Here is a 16,936-nt window from a genome sequence, read left to right as displayed (position 1 = left end):
ACTGTATCTGTAACGTTTACTGTACCTGTAACGCCTTTATCATTAGACATATTTCACCTCTATATATATTAAATAGACTTAACAAAACAAAACCCATAGATAGAAATTACAACAAAAAAAGGGGTATCACAAACATATGAAATATCAATAAAAATGCAAAAAAAGCAATTTTGGGTAACCAATGGTTTAAAGTGATAATTCTAAGATACCCATTAATAGCGTATAATATAAAGTAGTAAAAAAAACCAACAACAAAAGATAATAAAAGGTACTCTAAATTATGCCCGAAAACTCTATGCAGACCATCAATCAAGAAGAAAAAAATATATTTTTTTCATTATTAAATAAAGAATTTAAAATTGACGGTAAAAGCTTAATCAAAAACTATATAAACACTCAAAAGTTAGCTTGGGAACAAGTCTTATTGCTTGCTATAGACTGTCGGCAACGCGGCTACAACTCCGAGTTATATGAAGGGTGTGAAGGCTTTCTATCCAAGATGAAATTAATTGCGCTTACTGAAAAAATTTGTTGTTCAAATGAAAACTATAAAGAAGATTCACCAGATTTTGAACTTCTCGAGTTTGTTTTAAATATGCTAGACAATAACAATGGAGTTATGAAGTTAACTAAGCAACTTTTATTCAAAAGCAAAGAGGAAGAAAATCCAGAAAAAATAATCTTATTACTTTCTCAAATAGAAAATAATCGAATATCATTTTCAGGCGCTTCCACATCAATGATGCAAAGACAACCCTCCCCTACATACTCACATTACGCTATGTATGTAGCCCTCTACAGACCAACACAGCTATTTAGACAACTACTCAATATTACTCAATTATCTAAAACAGAGTTATTAGTCAAGGCCTTTATTTCTAGCTTTAAAGAATATATACGTAATGAGTACTCAAGGTATGGGTTCAATGATAATGAAAATAGTAACTTATTATATGAAGCTCAAAAGATAAAAAACATTACCACTCTCAAAGTATTTTTAACTGAATATCCAACAACTATAGACAACAAAGATGTCAGTAAAAATTTCCTAGCAAAAATCATGGAACATATTTCTAATAACGTTGCATTAACATTCAAGCAAGTAACTATACCAAAACTTGAAGAACCTAGAGAAAAGCTAAATAAGACTGTATTTCAGGAACTGTGCAAAGTAGCGGTAGAAAGCAATGAGGTTAATATGAACTTCAACCTCAACTTCTTAAAAAATCTAATTAACTTAGGTCAATTGGATACAATAGTAGATGAAGTTCGCTCGAAGCTAGAAGATAATATCCTTGGCTCAAATACCAACTATAGAAGAGGTCACGCTATAGTTCCAGATGATTATAGTACTTCTTTTAGTGCACTCGGTACTTGGTATCAAAACTGCCAAACAGAGCTATTTCGAAAATTTGAAGATATTCCAAGACTTATAGCATCGATACTTGTTTTCGATATAAGACATAAAATTGGGATATTTGATGGAGGTTCATACCCAATTTTCGCTAAATTAAACAACAAAGAATTAGCATTACTCACAACAGGTATTATAGAAAACTGCCTATATATGGATGTACCATTTGAACACTTCATCGACATAACATTTGGAAGTAGATTTAGCTTCTCTATAAATAATGATAGAGATGAAAACATAGAGCAAAAGCTAAAAAAAGCTAATGAGTTTTTGCAAGAGCGTGGCTGGGGGATTATTAAAGAAGGCATGACTGGTGATTTCTGTAAACTACCCAACTCATTTATGGAAGTATGGGCAGTTAACGTCGAAACTAAACCTACTTTAGAGCGGATAAAAAAACTAGTAAATTTTGAAAAAGTTGGAAAAAGAAGATTAAATGCGAGTAATCTCATTATGGCTCAACAAAGAAAAGGGAGGGAATATACATACCCTATTAATACAAACTTCCCTTTACCTCTGTGGAGCTCACTAGAATTTAATATAAATATTGATGAGAAAAATTAAACCCTTTAGATTTGAGAATAGAATCGCCTGTAGTGTCAACTTTTTACTAAGCTTGATGAACTCTAATAATTAGCAGTTAATTGTATGATTTTTGACACAACCTGATACAGAATATTAAAGTCTCCTCTAAAGCGGTGACCAAAATAAGTTCTGCACTACAGCATAACTCAGAGGTTTCATGTTTATATAAGTCTTAACGCCTAGTTGAGCGGGCTAATAACACTGCTTGTAATATGTAAGAAAGCGAAATGTAACCAGCTATTTTATTTCCACTTAAGTCTTTACATTTATTTAACCAAAGCCTTCATTGAGCATCTTCGAAATTCCATCTAAACCTGGATAGATAGTTCGGTGATTTATTCCCAACTTGTTTAGTTCATGTCGTAACTGCGGTTTAGCCTCTTTTGGAATTAAAACTTTTTTATATGCAAGAAGTTTCGATGTATCAATATCTAAATTATGGGAAAAGCCAACTTCTTTAATATTTAAATATGGTATTGAAAAAGCACCTTCTTGAGCAGAAACCCGGTCATTAATGTAGCTTGAAAAGAAAAACTGAGTGCCTTTCCCTTGATGAATGTCACGTGTTGATGGAGCTATTCCTTTTGGCGCGCATAGGTGTAAGGCACCATTAAATTCATCGTACTCACGATTTTCAATTGCAAAGAACAGTGCTTTCAAAGGATTTTCACTCCAGTCTAGCAACCTTGTTGGCAGGCCATGATGTTGAGCATGAACGAGCCAATCGAATTTATTTTGAGGTTCATCCTTAAGATAAGGATAAGAGAACTTTTGAAACTCCCTAATCAAATATGATTCGAGCTCAAGCCAATTCCCGAGAGACATTGAATAGCAGCTTTCTGGATGCTTTATGCGAGCTAGCGACGGTTCCAATGACCATTCAAAGTTAGCTTGACCACGAAAAAAAGAGTATGGGGTGGGCTCTAACACTTGAAGCAATTCTGAAATACATCTAATTTCACTCATAACCTTCCCGAAAATATAACGCACATAGTAACTTCGAATTATTATATAGCTATTTTTTCCATTTTTTTGATTTTCTTCGAAATACTTTTTTGTTGGTTGTCGTTGGCAAACCCATGAAGCTAATATTTTTAACTTCACTAATAAGAAGTTCAAGATTACCCTGCACTCCCCCTATAAAAGATTGGTAACTCATAGACTTTGTAGAAATAGACTCTAATTGTGACTCCCACATTGCTGTCATATCTGGTTGTGATATTTGCTTGGGGAGCGCTGTAATTAGCTTGATACCAACTTCTGTAGCATGTATCTCTTTGCCTTTTTTGGTTAGATACTCTCGATTAAAAAGAAGCTCAATTATACCAGCTCTTGTTGCCTCTGTTCCGAGGCCATCGGTTTCCCGTAAAGCTTTTTTAATTGCGGCATCAGTAACAAACCTCGATATACCGGTTAATGCTCCTAACAGTGTTGCATCAGTAAAATATTTAGGTGGCGTTGTATTTCTCTCTATTAAATCACCTTTTAAACATTGAACTAGCTCCCCTACTGCCACATTTGGTAGATTGATTGAAGAAAATTCAGAAGCTTCTTTATTCTTCACTGAGGTAGGAAATAGATCCTTCCAGCCATTTATGACAATATCTTTTTGCTTACTAATGAATAACCCTGCTGATATTTCGGTATGTATTTGTTTATCAAGAAACTCGAAAGCAGGATAAAATTGAGCTATATATTGCCGTGCAACTAACTCATAAATGTTTTGCTCATCCGTTGATAAACTTCCTGTTGCTTTATTTCTTGCTGTCGGAATAATTGCGTGATGCGCACCAACTTTACTGTCATTCCAGACCCTGCTTTTAATACTAAGATCTGCATCTTTAATTATATTTGATGATTTACTCGATACAGTGCTAATTGCCTTAATAACACTTTGGACATCATTAAGGTGTTCTGTTGGTAAATACTGACAATCTGAGCGCGGGTAGGTAATCAGTTTATGCTTTTCATAAAGTTGCTGACATACATCAAGTGTTTTTTTTGCGCTCATGCCAAACGCTTTCGCGGCTAAAATCTGTAGAGCAGACAAACTAAAGAGCAGAGGTGCTTGCTGCTTTTTTTTATCTTCAATAACCTTAACAACTTTTCCTGATTGACCGTTTATACGTTCTATCACATTCATAGCGAGTGGTTTTGATACAACCCTATTTTCATTATCCATATAAGGCTCACAGGCGGCACTAGGCTTCCATTTACCTTGATACTTGATACCTTGCTCTGTTTCAAGGTTGGCTATGACTTCATAAAATGATTTAGAGACAAAATTTTTGATTTCAATATCTCGATTTACGATTAAACCTAATATAGGAGTTTGAACTCGACCAATTGACAATACACCTTGGTAACCTGACTTTTGACCTTGTAGGGTACACAGGCGAGTCATGTTGAGACCATATAGCCAATCAGCTCTTGCTCTAGCTAAAGCAGAAACAGCTAGAGGAATATAATCTTTATTAGGTTTTAAATTATTAACCGCTTTTTTTACAGCAGCCTCATTCATATCACTAATTAAACATCGCTGTGCGTTAGTGATCTTCGATTTAGTGGCACCACAATAATTAATCACTTCATCAACAAGAATTTGACCTTCACGATCCACATCACCAGCATTAATAATTATATTTGCTTGTTTAATTAGTTTTTTAATAACCGTGAGTTGTTTTTTCGTTTGAGATTTAGGCTTAAGCTGCCATTGAGTAGGTATGATAGGTAAGTCTTGAATAACCCATTTTTTATACTTTTCATCATAAAATTCAGGAGATGCTTGCTCTAATAGGTGACCTATACACCAAGTCACAATATCACCGTTAGTTGCTTCTATATAACCATCTTTCTTTTTTAATGGCTTAGGTAGTGCTTCGGCGAGAGCTCTCGCTAAGCTTGGTTTTTCTGCAATAAATAATCTCATTTCTTATGTTTATTAACTAAACCCTACATTAGATAAGTACTGTTTATATTAACAGTATTTCAGAGATTGTATATTGTCTTATTAATTAAAAAATTTTTAGAGTGCTTTGTTACATTGTCATCAAAATATTGAAGAGTCGAAAACGGTATTTATTAAACATACCTAGGTCTTCCAAGCTTAATTATACTTCTCCATAAGTAGCTATAACTGTTTCAACTGCTTGTATTTTCCCTAGTAATTTAGCGCTTTTATCACGAGCCAAATAATATTTCTCTGTAAGAGAGTCTCCCATCTCGGGTACGGAGCCTATTAAACGAATATACTCTTCTGACTCACCAATAGCAGCCATCATGTCAGCTTTATGCTTTTGGAGCGCTTCTTCTAATTTTTCAATGGCACTGCTCTTTAACTTTTCCTTATCAAATACGACTATGTCTTTTTTTTGTTCTTCAAGCTCAGGTATAAATACAACGTCATTAAATGAAGCTGTTTTTTTGTATACCATTTTGTGTGAACCTTTCACCCCGATCCTAGTTAAAGCACCAAGTTTAACTAGTTTAATGAGGTGCTTATAAGCATACCTCCGCGCTTCACTGGAGCACAAAACCTTCTCCGAGCGATTTAAATATTCATCTTTTAACTTCATTACGGTGAATTTATTGAAGTCTTTATTCTTTAAGATTTCTGCTAAAAGTACACTCATTTTTATATTTTTCATAAATTTTAACACACCAAATCAACATGCTCCCATAGCGGAGCAATTTTAAGGCTTTTCTCTGTGACAATCAAGCTCCGTTAGCGGAGCAGATAAAGCTATGAATATTGTTGGTGAAAACGTAAAAAAAGTGAGAGAAAGTAAGGGCTGGACTCAAGAGCAATTAGCGGCTAAGTGTAATTTGTTAAAATGGAATATTACCAGAAGCACCCTAGCGAAAATAGAATCTAAAGTAAGAAGAGTTACTGATGTTGAGGTAAAAACATTATCTGAAGCACTTGGGGTAAATGTGGAGATATTATTTTCTAATTAGCAATATAATGAAGCGGGCTTTGCACCGAGGGATTGATATAGCGCTCAATAGGTTGACGTCATTTGAAGATCATATATATCTAGCTGTGTTGTTAGCTAGCAGTTTTGAAAAACTCAGTTATTACACTCGATGTAACATCGAGTGTAATGTTGATAAACCTGTAAAGGAAAGATCTTTAAGTGACTTTTTATTTCCCAGTACGCTAGGTTTCTGATTAAGTATAACAAGCCCTTTTTCTACTAAAACAATTGAGCAAGTACCATCCATCATTTGATGAACTTATACGAATATAATTCTCATCCCTCAACCACCACAAATAATGTTGGCATATTTCGTCAATATGAGTAAAGTTGTTAAAGAGTTCCGTATTATCTTTTGAAATTTCAAAGTAAGCAGAAACATTAATTCCAATTTTCGATGGTTTTATATTTTTTGATATTGAAAAGTGCTCTAAGCAAATATGAAATATCTTCATTGTTTCACAATTAAATATATCTATATTATTCAAATCCACCTCCGACCTAGAGTGCCGTTGCTTACCAATAAAATAACATTAAGAGCAAATAATTTATCTGAGAACAAAAATATTTTGTCTAAACAGGCTTAACTTTGTCACCTACATTAGGATCATCGAAAGGCATAGCTTCTTTTTCTGGCTCTTCAACAACCTCACCACTCAGTGATGCTAGAAGTCCTGTTTGGCGACGAATTATGCGACCTCTTGAAACGACACGATTAGATTTGATAGTGGTTATTTTCGGCTGAACATGAGTTGCTGTACCTGTACCTCTGATAACTTCTAAGTTTCCTAAGCTTTCTCCAGTCTCAGGATCTTTCAACTCTTGTGGATCAATAGAATAAACTAAAAAGTGGTCTCCTTTCGTTATGCCATGCTCTGACCCTCGATTGATTATAAGGGTGTATTCGTCATTAACCCTTGCAACTAATGCAGGATAATTAGCTTTTTGTGTATTATCTGCCATTGGAAATATCCTCTAAAATAAAGCTAGGCACAGATGCTTTAACAATCAATTTTTTTAACTCATCATTAGAGTTAGCCATAATTTGACTTAACTTTTCTCCAAAGTCATAATTATCAGTAATTACTATTTGAACTTTTTTGTCGTTTTGAACATTTATTACTTTACCCACACCAACAAGCCTTTCTAAACCATCTTCCAGATAGTAAACAGAAATAATGGCATCATGAGACAGTAAAAGTGTTGGCTCAACTAGAAATAAAGCACAAGCGCCTTGATAGGCTTTTGGCGCATCTTTCACATACATAACACGAGGAATTTTTGTATCTGATCCCTGGCATGCAACCCAAGCAGTTCTCAATGCAACAACAACCAAAAAGAAAACAACTATTATAACCGGTAAAATGTATTTCAACTCAATACTAGTCGATTCGGGCACTAAATAAAAAACTAGAAATGCACCAATAAAACTTAGGAAAGTAAGAATCCCCCCCCAACTTTTTACTGTGCTCTCCCAAAGGAGATTACTAAAAGATAACTCTTTCATTTATTTATGAATCTCCTTAATTTTATTTTCAGTCTAGCATTTTGATAAGCTATCGAGTTTCTTTATACATTAACTTTCCAAGTAAAAAGGCAATGTGATATGTCGAACTTTATCGGTGAGCATTATCCATTCTTTAAACAAGGCCTTACTAATATTAAATAGTATGACTCTGAATTAAGTAAATAATCACATGGTCCTTACTCCCTACAAAGCATTTCTAAATACTTCAGTACCTTTTCTGTATCCAGCTCTTTTGGGGGGTTCTGAAGATACTCGTAGTAAAGTGATTTCAATTCATTAATAGCTCTGTTTTTGCGGTGCTTTTTAGCTTTGTTGCCACTTATATCAGCAGGTCTAAAAGTCAAATCTAAAAAGAAGTTTCGCACAGCAACTCTTATTCCATTATCGATAGAAAAATTACAGTCAAATTTATTATGGGCTAATTTTTTATAGTCGCCACAAGAGAGCATTAATTCTCTTATGAGATCTTGGTTTTCTGGGTTTTTGCTAACCTCAACATAATTTATCCATCCCCCTTCTTCAGGGCATAAGTATCCCGTCCATGAGTTTACTTTATCCTTTAAAGTTCCTGCTTGCACGTACACCAGTAGTCCTTTATGGGTTGCGCTCTTTTTATAACGAGTAAGAAGCTGTAATAACCCTTCAAAAATTTTATCGTTTGAATAGGCTATTTTGGCTTCTGCAATCCACTCATGTTGCCTAAGCTTTACAGTCAAATCAACAGCCCCCCCACTATAGGTTTGTGATGATGCCTGAAATACTTTAGTTGCTTTAAGCAAAGATGCAATGTACCTCGTTATAGTATCTTCATCTGCTGCAGTATAGGACTCTGGCTGCGATTCTATTTCATCAAGAAACTCTACTAAATACTCAAATAATAGATCTAAGAAATCATTATAAGAAATCTCGTGGTAACGACTTGCCAAGAGCCTGAGTGTTTTGTCTGCCTTAGCATCATTATTGATTTTATAAAAGATATCAGCTTCACTTCTACTAGTCATACTAACCATTTACCTTCGTATTACAGTAGAAACCCAGTCTAGATGGATCAAATTCAACTATCTCTATCCCTGAGACCTTATCCACAGGTGGCTCACTTTTAGACTTAGAATAAAAATATTCCTCAGCTGAAATTTCTATTGGATCTTCTCTGTCCAATGGAAAGTAGCAAAACGTGATTGATAAAAAGCCGACATCATCTGAAGTTAAATAACTGGTAACTTGGAGGACTTCACTCGGGGAATCACATTGCGATGCCTTAAATAATTTGGATATCGGATAGTAGCTAGTTGAAGGGTGCTCTTTGACATACTTAATGAAGTTACGTAAATAAGCGCGCATTTTACTTTGATTAGCTGCTTCACTATCATCTTTAAAGTCACTTTCTACCGACTGGACTAGTTTTTCTAATGGGCTGCATGTTTGCATATCAAGACCTAGATAAAACTTTATCAACCATAATTGATTGAAATAATGCGCTTTTAGGGTGTTTTATACCGAAGTATAAACACTCGTCGTTTTCCCAGTCACGCTTATGTGGGGTCAGAGATAGCTCTGTCTCCATGTCTATATTATTCCCATAGCCGTACCTGATGCGGAGGTACCTACAAATATATTTATGCTTATGTACCTGATCTGAAACCTCAACCTTTCGAGCACAGTAATCTTTTCTAGCTCGGCCATTTAAGTCTGCATCATCCCCATCTTCGTTAGTGGTCATCATAGCATACTGAACTCTGCCCTCAGTTTTATCGTCAAACAATGACGCTATAGCCTTGAATGAATTGACTGACCTCAAAGTACCTACTCGCAAGTACTGTCCAACAACGTTAATGAACTCCCTTTCCACTTTTTCAAAAGATGAGTTGATTTGACTAGCTGGTATCTTATTTGATATGCGAATTTCAAGACGTTCAGATTTGTGGGGGATAAATACAGTGTGGAAACTCTGAAGATACTCTGAAGGGGAATTTGAATTTCTTTTAATTTTCAAAACGGAGCTAAAAATGCAAGCTAACCCATCACCCATATCTGTAATTTTACATAAGTCTTCACCCACTTGATAAACAACTCCTGAGAAAAATTCTGTTTTCATTGGATAGTTGTCACGATATATAGACTTATATGAATTTACATCAACTTTCTTTATGGCATCACGAATATTTTTGGCTTCACTTAAGGACATTCTAACAACTTGATAGCTGTGATCCGCTGAAATAATAACTCTGTCAACAACAGATTCTAACGATTGCAGTGTACAGCCAACACTTAGATCATCGGCCAAATTATTGCTCAAGGTATTCCAGCGACCAGCAGTTGAAAAGGAAGACTTGTTTAATAAGTAGTTGGAATATCCCAACTCTTGTGTATCTAAAAGTCCTGTAATCACTTTATCTTGATGGGAAATTTGAGTTGGTTGAATAGCTGACGCTGCTCCTGCTGACATATTTACGATTCCATGATATTGAAAGCTAAAAATTTTAACTACTATAACCTTACAGGAAACTTTTTTATAGTCATATAAGCAAGGTTTTTACAATGCATTTAAAAATCCTGTCTAGCTAAAATTAATATAATTTTAAACAAGAGTTCACATTTCAAATGTGACCGCTGATAGGTTTTAGAATGATGTAATTAAATAGCTTACTTTGTTAAAAAACTTAGATGTCCTACTGAAAGTCAAAGTTAAAACTTAACGTCCGGTTCGCTCATACATACCAGACATAACCTAAACTTATCAAACTCTTCTAACTAGACGTGCTCTGCGTGAGCTACTTCATCAAGTGATTTATGCAAGTCATTTTTGAAATATGTTATAGATTGCTTTAATTTTATGAGAGCCTCTGTTGTTAATATTGACTTGTTTGCAATCCTACCTTCTAGCTCTGCGAGGGTCTGCTCCATAGCCTTAACTGCATCGTTCAGGCGAACTGCATTATATGTTTTTGAATAGCCGACAATCTCTGCAAAAGCCAAATGAATATAAGTTTCTAATGATGAGATATTAGAGTGCCCTGACCATTCTTTAAGTTGTATTTTAAACTTTTCTTGATTTAAAAGAGTGCGCCTAAAGTCATCAGTGTTGTTGATATTGTTCGCTAAGATTATCTCAACTAGCTTTCTTGTGATAAATGAATGGCGGAATTGATGCGGATGGAACTTTCCTTTGATACCTACAGCTTTTGCCCAGTCATTTAAGAGGGAGGTAATTGTTTTTTCTGAGAGAGGTTTACCTGTTGTACTACTTACGAAAAGAAACCCATGATCTTTTAAACCACGCTTTTTAAGAGTTCTATTAATTATTTTTTTTCTTATTGTAATGTACTGATTTATGTTGGCCAATATACCTGACGGGATTGGGATATAGCGTAGTGTACCCTCAGCTCTTTTTACTGTATTTATTTTCAAGCTGGGAGCATCATCAGCTAATATTGCATCTTTTATATCTTGCACAGTTATTAAACTGATCTCTAAGCGTCTAGCACCAAGATATTCTAGACACTGATAAAGAGCTTTATTTCTTTCCCTTAACTCTCGATTTTCTAGCCTGCAAATATAGCTCCAAACAGTAAGCATATCGTCGTTAGATGCTGGATAATTTTTTCTTTTTGGTTCAGCTGAAGGCATTGAAATATGAGTTCTTACAATAGTAAATTTATCAGGCCTACCTTCAAGCTTTACTTTAGTTTCTTTAAACTTTACTTTAATAGCATATTGATTACCTTCCCCTATAAAATTTTTTAGATCTTGTTCAATCTGAACGCTTTCTAAAAACATTAGGCATCTTGTAGCAATATCTCGAACTCTATTACTTCCCCGTTTTGCTTGTCCAAAAGTATTCCTTTCGGCTTGTAGACCCTGAACAAATAAAGTGAATGAACTGTCAGTCAGGCGGTGAAACGGCAATTTATTCTTATAGCAAAAATCAACTAAATGAATAAGGTTATATGCATAAGATGTAAGCGTTGAAACTCTAGCCGAACCATTTTCAAAAATTTTTCTCAAAAAAATATTAACTTCATCACAAGGTACATCATTAGGATAAGTGACAAAGGGCATATTAGTTATTTTTTTTGTAATACCTTTTTCATCAAAAATATCGTAAAAGGAAAAAAACATATATTCATTGATGATTGAAACAGCCATCTATTTACTCTCCGTAAAGATCCCTAAACTAAGCATTGCGTCCGTTTTCTTCGTAATAAAAGCATATTGCTCAAGTCGCTGTTCTTCAGTTTCAATTACTGCAATTTTTTTAAGCTCAGCTTTTAGGAGAGATACGACATTCCTCATCTCACTATGACGGTTCATCAGAATAAGGTTTTTTTCCTTTAATTCGGCAACCTTATATTTTAAGCCTGTCCGAGTTTTAGTGTTGGCTACAGTGCTAACTTTAGCTTTCTCAATAGCAATTATAGCGTTAGCTCTCAACTCATCTAACTCAATAAAACCTCGATTTAAAAGAGCATCAGAAGCAGTCTTTAATGTATTCAATGAGCAAGGTAAAATTTCATATTCAGGAAAGTCAAATTTTGCAAAACGTCCTTGTGACTTAAGAGCTATTTGTAATTTTTCATTATGTATAAAATTAGCAGGAGTCGTAATTATTTCTTTTAGTAGCTTTTGAGATCTGACTACTTTATGTTCATTAGCATCTTTTGAATTCATAATTTTAGCCCTCAACAAGTTCTTTTACGCGAAGAACGAGGTTAAAATCCTGTGTTTCTCCATCGCGTGTTGAAATAGTAAAAAATTCGGGCTCAAAGGTAATGGCCTTAATTTCAAGTAATGTAATGATTTTAGATTCGAGTTCTTGCTGTTTTTTTAGTTTAGATATGTGTGGGGATGTATCATAGCCATCGCTATAATCTTCTACTACATTCGATATTGTATCGAACAAAATATTTGCTTTGTTAACCCCAAATTGATTAGCGATTGTTTTTCTCAGCTTATCAATATCTTCAAGATCGTCATTAAGCACTTTTTCGGCTAAATAAGTTGCTTTAACTCCATTAAGTACCTCACCCGATAGACTTTCTGTTATATAGTGATATAAATGAGCAAAGTCTGTATGCCCCAGCATATGGCGAAGAACATCAATCCCATCGAAACCTTTTGACCAGAAAAAGACCATTGCAAAAAAGCGGCGAAGTTGATGCGTACGAATATAATATCGCCGATTACTTCCTTTATACTCAATACAATCCGTCTCAAAGTAATCACAGAACAGATCGGAAGCTAGGTTATATGAATATACATTGCACTTACTTAGCTTAAACCTTTGAGGGTTTACATAATTGAACAGCGACATTTTTTCTTTTTGTATTTCTGAATCTGCTATTTTTTGATTAAAGCGCTCTAGTTTAAAAATAAACCCTGCAACCGCGCGAGGTATAGGTCGTTCAATTACTTTATTTTCACCATGTTCGCCACCACTTCCTGACTTTTTCAATATAAAAATGAGCTTATACTCTAAACTCTGTCCTTCAATTGAGTTAGGGTCGACAAACTTTTTACTGTTGGAAACTATAGACGCGGAGTGACTTAAATTCCCAACTGGCTTGAGTGTAATAAGCTCACCAATTCGTCTAGCCATTATCGCGCCTATTAAAACTTGAATCGCTCCCATCAATACAGAGTGGAGTTCAATCAAACCTTTATTTGCCCTCAAATCCTCGAAGTTTAGCCCGACTTTACTTCCCCTCAAGGTGTAACATTCAACACCTAGATCAATAAGTGCTGGTGATATGTACTTAAGTATTTCAACATTTCTCCAACGCTCGAAAATACTTGAACCATTAATGCGGTCAACAGAAGAAAGTGACTTATTCTCTTTTGGTGCATTGTCCAGAACGTTATATACAGAATCTAAAATATCGTCCATATAGCCAAAACAAAATTCAAATGCATTCTTTATGGAACTAAATACAAGTGATGCAGGAAGAGATAAATAACGACCTGCAGAATAGACTTTAGTATTTAGTGATACTGTTCTCGCATTTATATCCCTAAACGCGTCATCCGAGATGTTTGCAGTATCATTGTTACTATTGGACGATAATATCAATCGAAAAGCAGAAAGAACCCGGCTAATGTATCTATCAGAAAACTCTTCTGTGTCGGCACTAACCGGTACTGCAAAAAACTCGGTTGGGTTTTTGACTATTAATTGCAGCTCACTTAGTGCGTTAAAAGATACATCTGATGGGTTAATTATCTTTCCTGAATATATGAGCAAAGATAACTTTCGATTCATATTGAGGCTACTTGAATAGTGTCCATTACTTTTTAAGAAACAACATACTCTCAACCGTTCTTCAATGCTTAAACCCAGAAGCATTTCTTCTGGCTGAATATCCCTCATAACGACAGGATACTTTTTCTTAAATATATCAACTTCTTTTTTGGTGATTGTATTGCAGTGAGTAGCAATGAAGTATTTCACTCTTGATGAATATCTATAAATTCCCTCGCTACTACCTGCAGATGCTAATGAGTTAATGATAGACATAATAAAATCACGATTAATAGAGAACAGGTGATTCTTCGCTAAGCCTATTTTATCTCCGTTTATTAATATTGCATTTATCAAGCTAACCACTAATGTAACTTTCATTTTAACAGTGATTTTTTTTGAGAATTTCCCCCCATTAACTAATGGGTCATCTGTAGCTAGTATCCAAGTTTTAAAAGTATTAAGTAATGGCCTATGTATTTCATCTGTTAGCTTATTCCCGTCAGATAAAACAACCTCTCCCCAATGGATATGTTTTGGTGATTCTGATAAATTTAATATCCAATCAGGAGCTTCAAAGTTATTGTCTAACCAATATGGCTTTCTACTATCATTATCTAACAGAGTCGTATTTTCATTTAAAACTGACTCAAAAAAATGCTGTCTATCAATATCTGTTGATGCAAGTTTGATAACACTTTCCATGTCAGACGCACTCAACTCATTGAATTTTTGCTTTCTATTTATAATGTTAGATAATATTTTTGAATGACTAACAAGCCTTAATGACATAGTGCATCCTTGAATTTAAATGGGCAAAGTGGGTTAGCTTTAGCTTCTTTATAAAGTGATTCAATTTCCTTTGAAACAAAACTAGCTTTTTCCCCTACACTTATTTCTAATTGTTTTATTAAAAAACATGCAGACTCATACCATTTAATAAAAAAATCAGATACTTCTTCAGTAGAAGATTCCACTACAGTAATTATGGCTGTCAGAACTTGAATGAGGGGAATAGAAAATGGTATGACTAGCTTATCAAAATCTCCTTTTATCTCATCAGGTTCAGCATTTATACTTGTTGCAACTTGCTTACCTTTGTAAAGGTGCTCAGGAAGATCACCAATACCATGATTTGTCATAAAAGTATCAAGCTCATTTACACTTAAATCTGCTGCATTACTTAGGTATGGTGAATGTTTCATTGCTTTACAAATAACTGCATTTTGAAAAATTCTAATCCACCTATTATTAAAATATTCAAGTATTACATCAGGTAAATAACTACTTAGTAAATCAGGCTTTAATTGTTTATGTCCTAACGCTTCAGACATAGCAACAACAGAATATGTTTCAAAATAAACTTGTAGAGCTCGACTCGACCTAATTGGCCGCAGATTGATATTACACGCTAAATCATTAGCTTCTTCTTTTGATAAAATAACCTCTCCTTTCTTATTAAGAGAAGCTTGATCAAATAAAGCATAAAATTGAGGTAAGGGCTGTATTTTTTTCCTGTTGCCATATGCAATTGTTGTAGGCTTTGAGCCAATAGATAAGCAATGTAAACACATAAATCTCCAATTATCATCACCTTGGCGCTTTAACCATTGCCTTGCAATATCAGTATATTCAATAAGATTTTTAACAATACTAATTGATCTATCGTTAAGTATCAGAATCTGCTCAGCATTATTGACTCCCTTACGCATTTTACAGCTGACAATCGCATATTGACTTCCTACTTGTACGAAACCTACTTTTTTTCCATCGCGATTAAATAACTCCCAATTTGCAATCCATGAGGGGGTTATTTGGGGGTGCTCGATGATTAACAAAGTTAAAAAACATAAAATATTTGTACTAGTGGGTATATTTAACTCCCGAACTAAGAAGTCCGCAGGAGCCTGAAGAGTCATGGGGAAGTTATGTAAGGGTTTGCTCCATTTATAGTGTTCAAATGTAGCGACTATATTAGGTAAATTATCAACCCCAACAGGAGCACTGGTTCCAGAGTTACAGGCTGGGAAATTTCTTACCACTCCTTCATTAATAAATACTTTATTGCGCTTCCGGCGGGAAACAAGCTCCTCCACTCTATTTAGTGCAACTAACTTAATATGCTCAATATCACGATTAATACGAGACGCGATAGCCTCTATTGCCTCACTATCAGATATAGATAATGGTATCCCTGAAAGAAGCTTTTGAGTGTTTTTTATATTTAATCCACCACCAGTTGATACTGAAAAACTACTTTTTGGTTGTACTTTATACTTTGGTTTTACAATTTCAAATTGTGGTAATCCAAAAAAATTAGTGTCGACAAAAATTTTCATATAAACATTAATTGCTTGGGTCCAAACTGTATTCAAAAAGTTTTCAATAGAATTACCCGCAAGTCTTTGATCTGCAATCATGCATCCTAAAACAGCTAGGAATGTTTTGTTGCTTTGTTTTTCTGATAGTGCTTCTCTAATCCTTACTTCACTTGGATACAATCTAGCAATAGTGTTGAGCAAAGGCATTATATTGCCAATAATTCTATATAAGGACGTTGATTTTTGTTTAGCTCCATAGTTCTGAATTGCCAGTAAGACTTCATTTGTAAATGTTGGTCCATAAGTAGCATGAATAGTTTCCAAATGAATAAAGTACATATCACCAAATTTACTTGTTACATTCCAACCACAAAACAGTTTAATTTTATCTATATTTTGAGGAGAGGCCTTATATCGTTCTATACAACTCATGGCATCTTTTGAAATTTTATTTTGTAAAACTACTGAAGGATTAAAGGTATGAAAACTTAAATCTAATGCAATGCTTGAAAATAACTTACCGATTTTTAATGTTATTGTATATTTTCTCGCGTTACTAAATTCGTTAAATTCCTCATACACAAAACCTATAAGTAGATAAAAATGATTTTGAAAGGTTTTTTCATCATTTAAAACATCAATAGCCGAGTAATTAATAACATGCTTGACACTTAAACATTGAGTATCAACAAAAGTTGCATAAATATTCAGTATCACATTAGAAAGCTTTGCATACCCCCCTTCTTCGCTCTTAGCTAAAATTAACTTTTTCAGTGGTTCTGAAAGTACATCTTTTACAGAAGAAAAGCCTTCAATTGCAACAAGATTCATAGTCGTAAACCTATATATTTGATTTGCACGTTAAGATTTTTTCTT

At 34.4% G+C, this 16,936-nt stretch carries 14 protein-coding genes; 2 read left to right on the top strand and 12 right to left on the bottom strand.

Annotated features, from left to right (window positions below; translation table 11 throughout):
• Window positions 1-280 precede the first annotated feature (280 nt).
• Window positions 281-1,978 (top strand): hypothetical protein, encoded by a 1,698-nt coding sequence (locus tag H5201_RS08270; protein WP_182784205.1) that lies wholly within the window; start codon window positions 281-283, stop codon window positions 1,976-1,978.
• Window positions 1,979-2,269: 291 nt separating this feature from the next.
• Here the strand turns inward: H5201_RS08270 and H5201_RS08265 are convergent, their stop codons facing one another.
• From H5201_RS08265 to H5201_RS08255, 3 genes are all read right to left on the bottom strand, one after another.
• Window positions 2,270-2,965 carry an FRG domain-containing protein gene (locus H5201_RS08265; protein WP_182784203.1) on the bottom strand — a complete coding sequence of 232 codons (696 nt, stop codon included), beginning with the start codon at window positions 2,963-2,965 and terminating at the stop codon, window positions 2,270-2,272.
• 49 nt (window positions 2,966-3,014) lie between these two features.
• Window positions 3,015-4,928, bottom strand: coding sequence for a DNA topoisomerase III (locus H5201_RS08260; protein WP_182784201.1), 1,914 nt, complete (start codon window positions 4,926-4,928; stop codon window positions 3,015-3,017).
• A 181-nt stretch (window positions 4,929-5,109) separates the two neighbouring features.
• Window positions 5,110-5,646, bottom strand: a complete 537-nt coding sequence (locus H5201_RS08255; RefSeq protein WP_182784199.1) for a hypothetical protein — start codon at window positions 5,644-5,646, stop codon at window positions 5,110-5,112.
• Window positions 5,647-5,743: 97 nt separating this feature from the next.
• On the opposite strand from H5201_RS08255, the gene H5201_RS08250 reads away from it, so the two are divergent.
• The gene (locus H5201_RS08250; protein WP_182784197.1) at window positions 5,744-5,956 is read left to right on the top strand and encodes a helix-turn-helix domain-containing protein; all 213 of its coding nucleotides are present in this window, start codon (window positions 5,744-5,746) and stop codon (window positions 5,954-5,956) included.
• Window positions 5,957-6,549: 593 nt separating this feature from the next.
• On the opposite strand, the gene H5201_RS08245 is transcribed toward H5201_RS08250, so the two are convergent.
• The 9 genes from H5201_RS08245 to H5201_RS08205 all read right to left on the bottom strand — a co-directional run bounded on the left by H5201_RS08245 (window position 6,550) and on the right by H5201_RS08205 (window position 16,891).
• Window positions 6,550-6,939 (bottom strand): hypothetical protein, encoded by a 390-nt coding sequence (locus tag H5201_RS08245; protein ID WP_182784195.1) that lies wholly within the window; start codon window positions 6,937-6,939, stop codon window positions 6,550-6,552.
• A complete protein-coding gene (locus H5201_RS08240) occupies window positions 6,929-7,483 on the bottom strand; it encodes a hypothetical protein (protein ID WP_182784193.1) in 555 nt (184 codons plus the stop codon). Before H5201_RS08240 ends, H5201_RS08245 begins: the two co-directional genes overlap by 11 nt.
• A 197-nt stretch (window positions 7,484-7,680) precedes the next feature.
• Window positions 7,681-8,505, bottom strand: a complete 825-nt coding sequence (locus H5201_RS08235) for a hypothetical protein (RefSeq protein ID WP_182784191.1) — start codon at window positions 8,503-8,505, stop codon at window positions 7,681-7,683.
• Window position 8,506: 1 nt separating this feature from the next.
• Window positions 8,507-8,932, bottom strand: coding sequence for a hypothetical protein (locus H5201_RS08230; RefSeq protein WP_182784189.1), 426 nt, complete (start codon window positions 8,930-8,932; stop codon window positions 8,507-8,509).
• Window position 8,933: 1 nt separating this feature from the next.
• The gene (locus H5201_RS08225; protein ID WP_182784187.1) at window positions 8,934-9,950 is read right to left on the bottom strand and encodes a hypothetical protein; all 1,017 of its coding nucleotides are present in this window, start codon (window positions 9,948-9,950) and stop codon (window positions 8,934-8,936) included.
• Between the two features lie 305 nt (window positions 9,951-10,255).
• The gene (locus H5201_RS08220) at window positions 10,256-11,650 is read right to left on the bottom strand and encodes a site-specific integrase (RefSeq protein WP_182784185.1); all 1,395 of its coding nucleotides are present in this window, start codon (window positions 11,648-11,650) and stop codon (window positions 10,256-10,258) included.
• Entirely contained in the window at window positions 11,651-12,172 is a 522-nt protein-coding gene (locus H5201_RS08215; RefSeq protein WP_182784183.1) for a hypothetical protein, read from the bottom strand.
• A 4-nt stretch (window positions 12,173-12,176) separates the two neighbouring features.
• Complete coding sequence (locus H5201_RS08210) at window positions 12,177-14,531, bottom strand: hypothetical protein (protein ID WP_182784181.1); 2,355 nt, start codon at window positions 14,529-14,531, stop codon at window positions 12,177-12,179.
• The gene (locus tag H5201_RS08205; RefSeq protein ID WP_182784178.1) at window positions 14,522-16,891 is read right to left on the bottom strand and encodes a hypothetical protein; all 2,370 of its coding nucleotides are present in this window, start codon (window positions 16,889-16,891) and stop codon (window positions 14,522-14,524) included. Before H5201_RS08205 ends, H5201_RS08210 begins: the two co-directional genes overlap by 10 nt.
• Window positions 16,892-16,936 lie beyond the last annotated feature (45 nt).

The sequence above is a fragment of the Pseudoalteromonas sp. SG43-6 genome (assembly GCF_014164365.1).
In the GTDB taxonomy this organism is placed as follows: Bacteria; Pseudomonadota; Gammaproteobacteria; order Enterobacterales; family Alteromonadaceae; genus Pseudoalteromonas; species Pseudoalteromonas rhizosphaerae.
Note: the sequence above shows the minus strand (reverse complement) of the source record. Positions and strands in the feature narration are given on the sequence as shown.

Excerpts from the sequence above, each read along its gene's own strand:
- H5201_RS08270 (WP_182784205.1), top strand. The coding sequence starts at position 281 with ATGCCCGAAAACTCTATGCAGACCATCAATCAAGAAGAAAAAAATATA.
- H5201_RS08265 (WP_182784203.1), bottom strand. The coding sequence starts at position 2,965 with ATGAGTGAAATTAGATGTATTTCAGAATTGCTTCAAGTGTTAGAGCCC.
- H5201_RS08260 (WP_182784201.1), bottom strand. The coding sequence starts at position 4,928 with ATGAGATTATTTATTGCAGAAAAACCAAGCTTAGCGAGAGCTCTCGCC.
- H5201_RS08255 (WP_182784199.1), bottom strand. The coding sequence starts at position 5,646 with ATGAAAAATATAAAAATGAGTGTACTTTTAGCAGAAATCTTAAAGAAT.
- H5201_RS08250 (WP_182784197.1), top strand. The coding sequence starts at position 5,744 with ATGAATATTGTTGGTGAAAACGTAAAAAAAGTGAGAGAAAGTAAGGGC.
- H5201_RS08245 (WP_182784195.1), bottom strand. The coding sequence starts at position 6,939 with ATGGCAGATAATACACAAAAAGCTAATTATCCTGCATTAGTTGCAAGG.
- H5201_RS08240 (WP_182784193.1), bottom strand. The coding sequence starts at position 7,483 with ATGAAAGAGTTATCTTTTAGTAATCTCCTTTGGGAGAGCACAGTAAAA.
- H5201_RS08235 (WP_182784191.1), bottom strand. The coding sequence starts at position 8,505 with ATGACTAGTAGAAGTGAAGCTGATATCTTTTATAAAATCAATAATGAT.
- H5201_RS08230 (WP_182784189.1), bottom strand. The coding sequence starts at position 8,932 with ATGCAAACATGCAGCCCATTAGAAAAACTAGTCCAGTCGGTAGAAAGT.
- H5201_RS08225 (WP_182784187.1), bottom strand. The coding sequence starts at position 9,950 with ATGTCAGCAGGAGCAGCGTCAGCTATTCAACCAACTCAAATTTCCCAT.
- H5201_RS08220 (WP_182784185.1), bottom strand. The coding sequence starts at position 11,650 with ATGGCTGTTTCAATCATCAATGAATATATGTTTTTTTCCTTTTACGAT.
- H5201_RS08215 (WP_182784183.1), bottom strand. The coding sequence starts at position 12,172 with ATGAATTCAAAAGATGCTAATGAACATAAAGTAGTCAGATCTCAAAAG.
- H5201_RS08210 (WP_182784181.1), bottom strand. The coding sequence starts at position 14,531 with ATGTCATTAAGGCTTGTTAGTCATTCAAAAATATTATCTAACATTATA.
- H5201_RS08205 (WP_182784178.1), bottom strand. The coding sequence starts at position 16,891 with ATGAATCTTGTTGCAATTGAAGGCTTTTCTTCTGTAAAAGATGTACTT.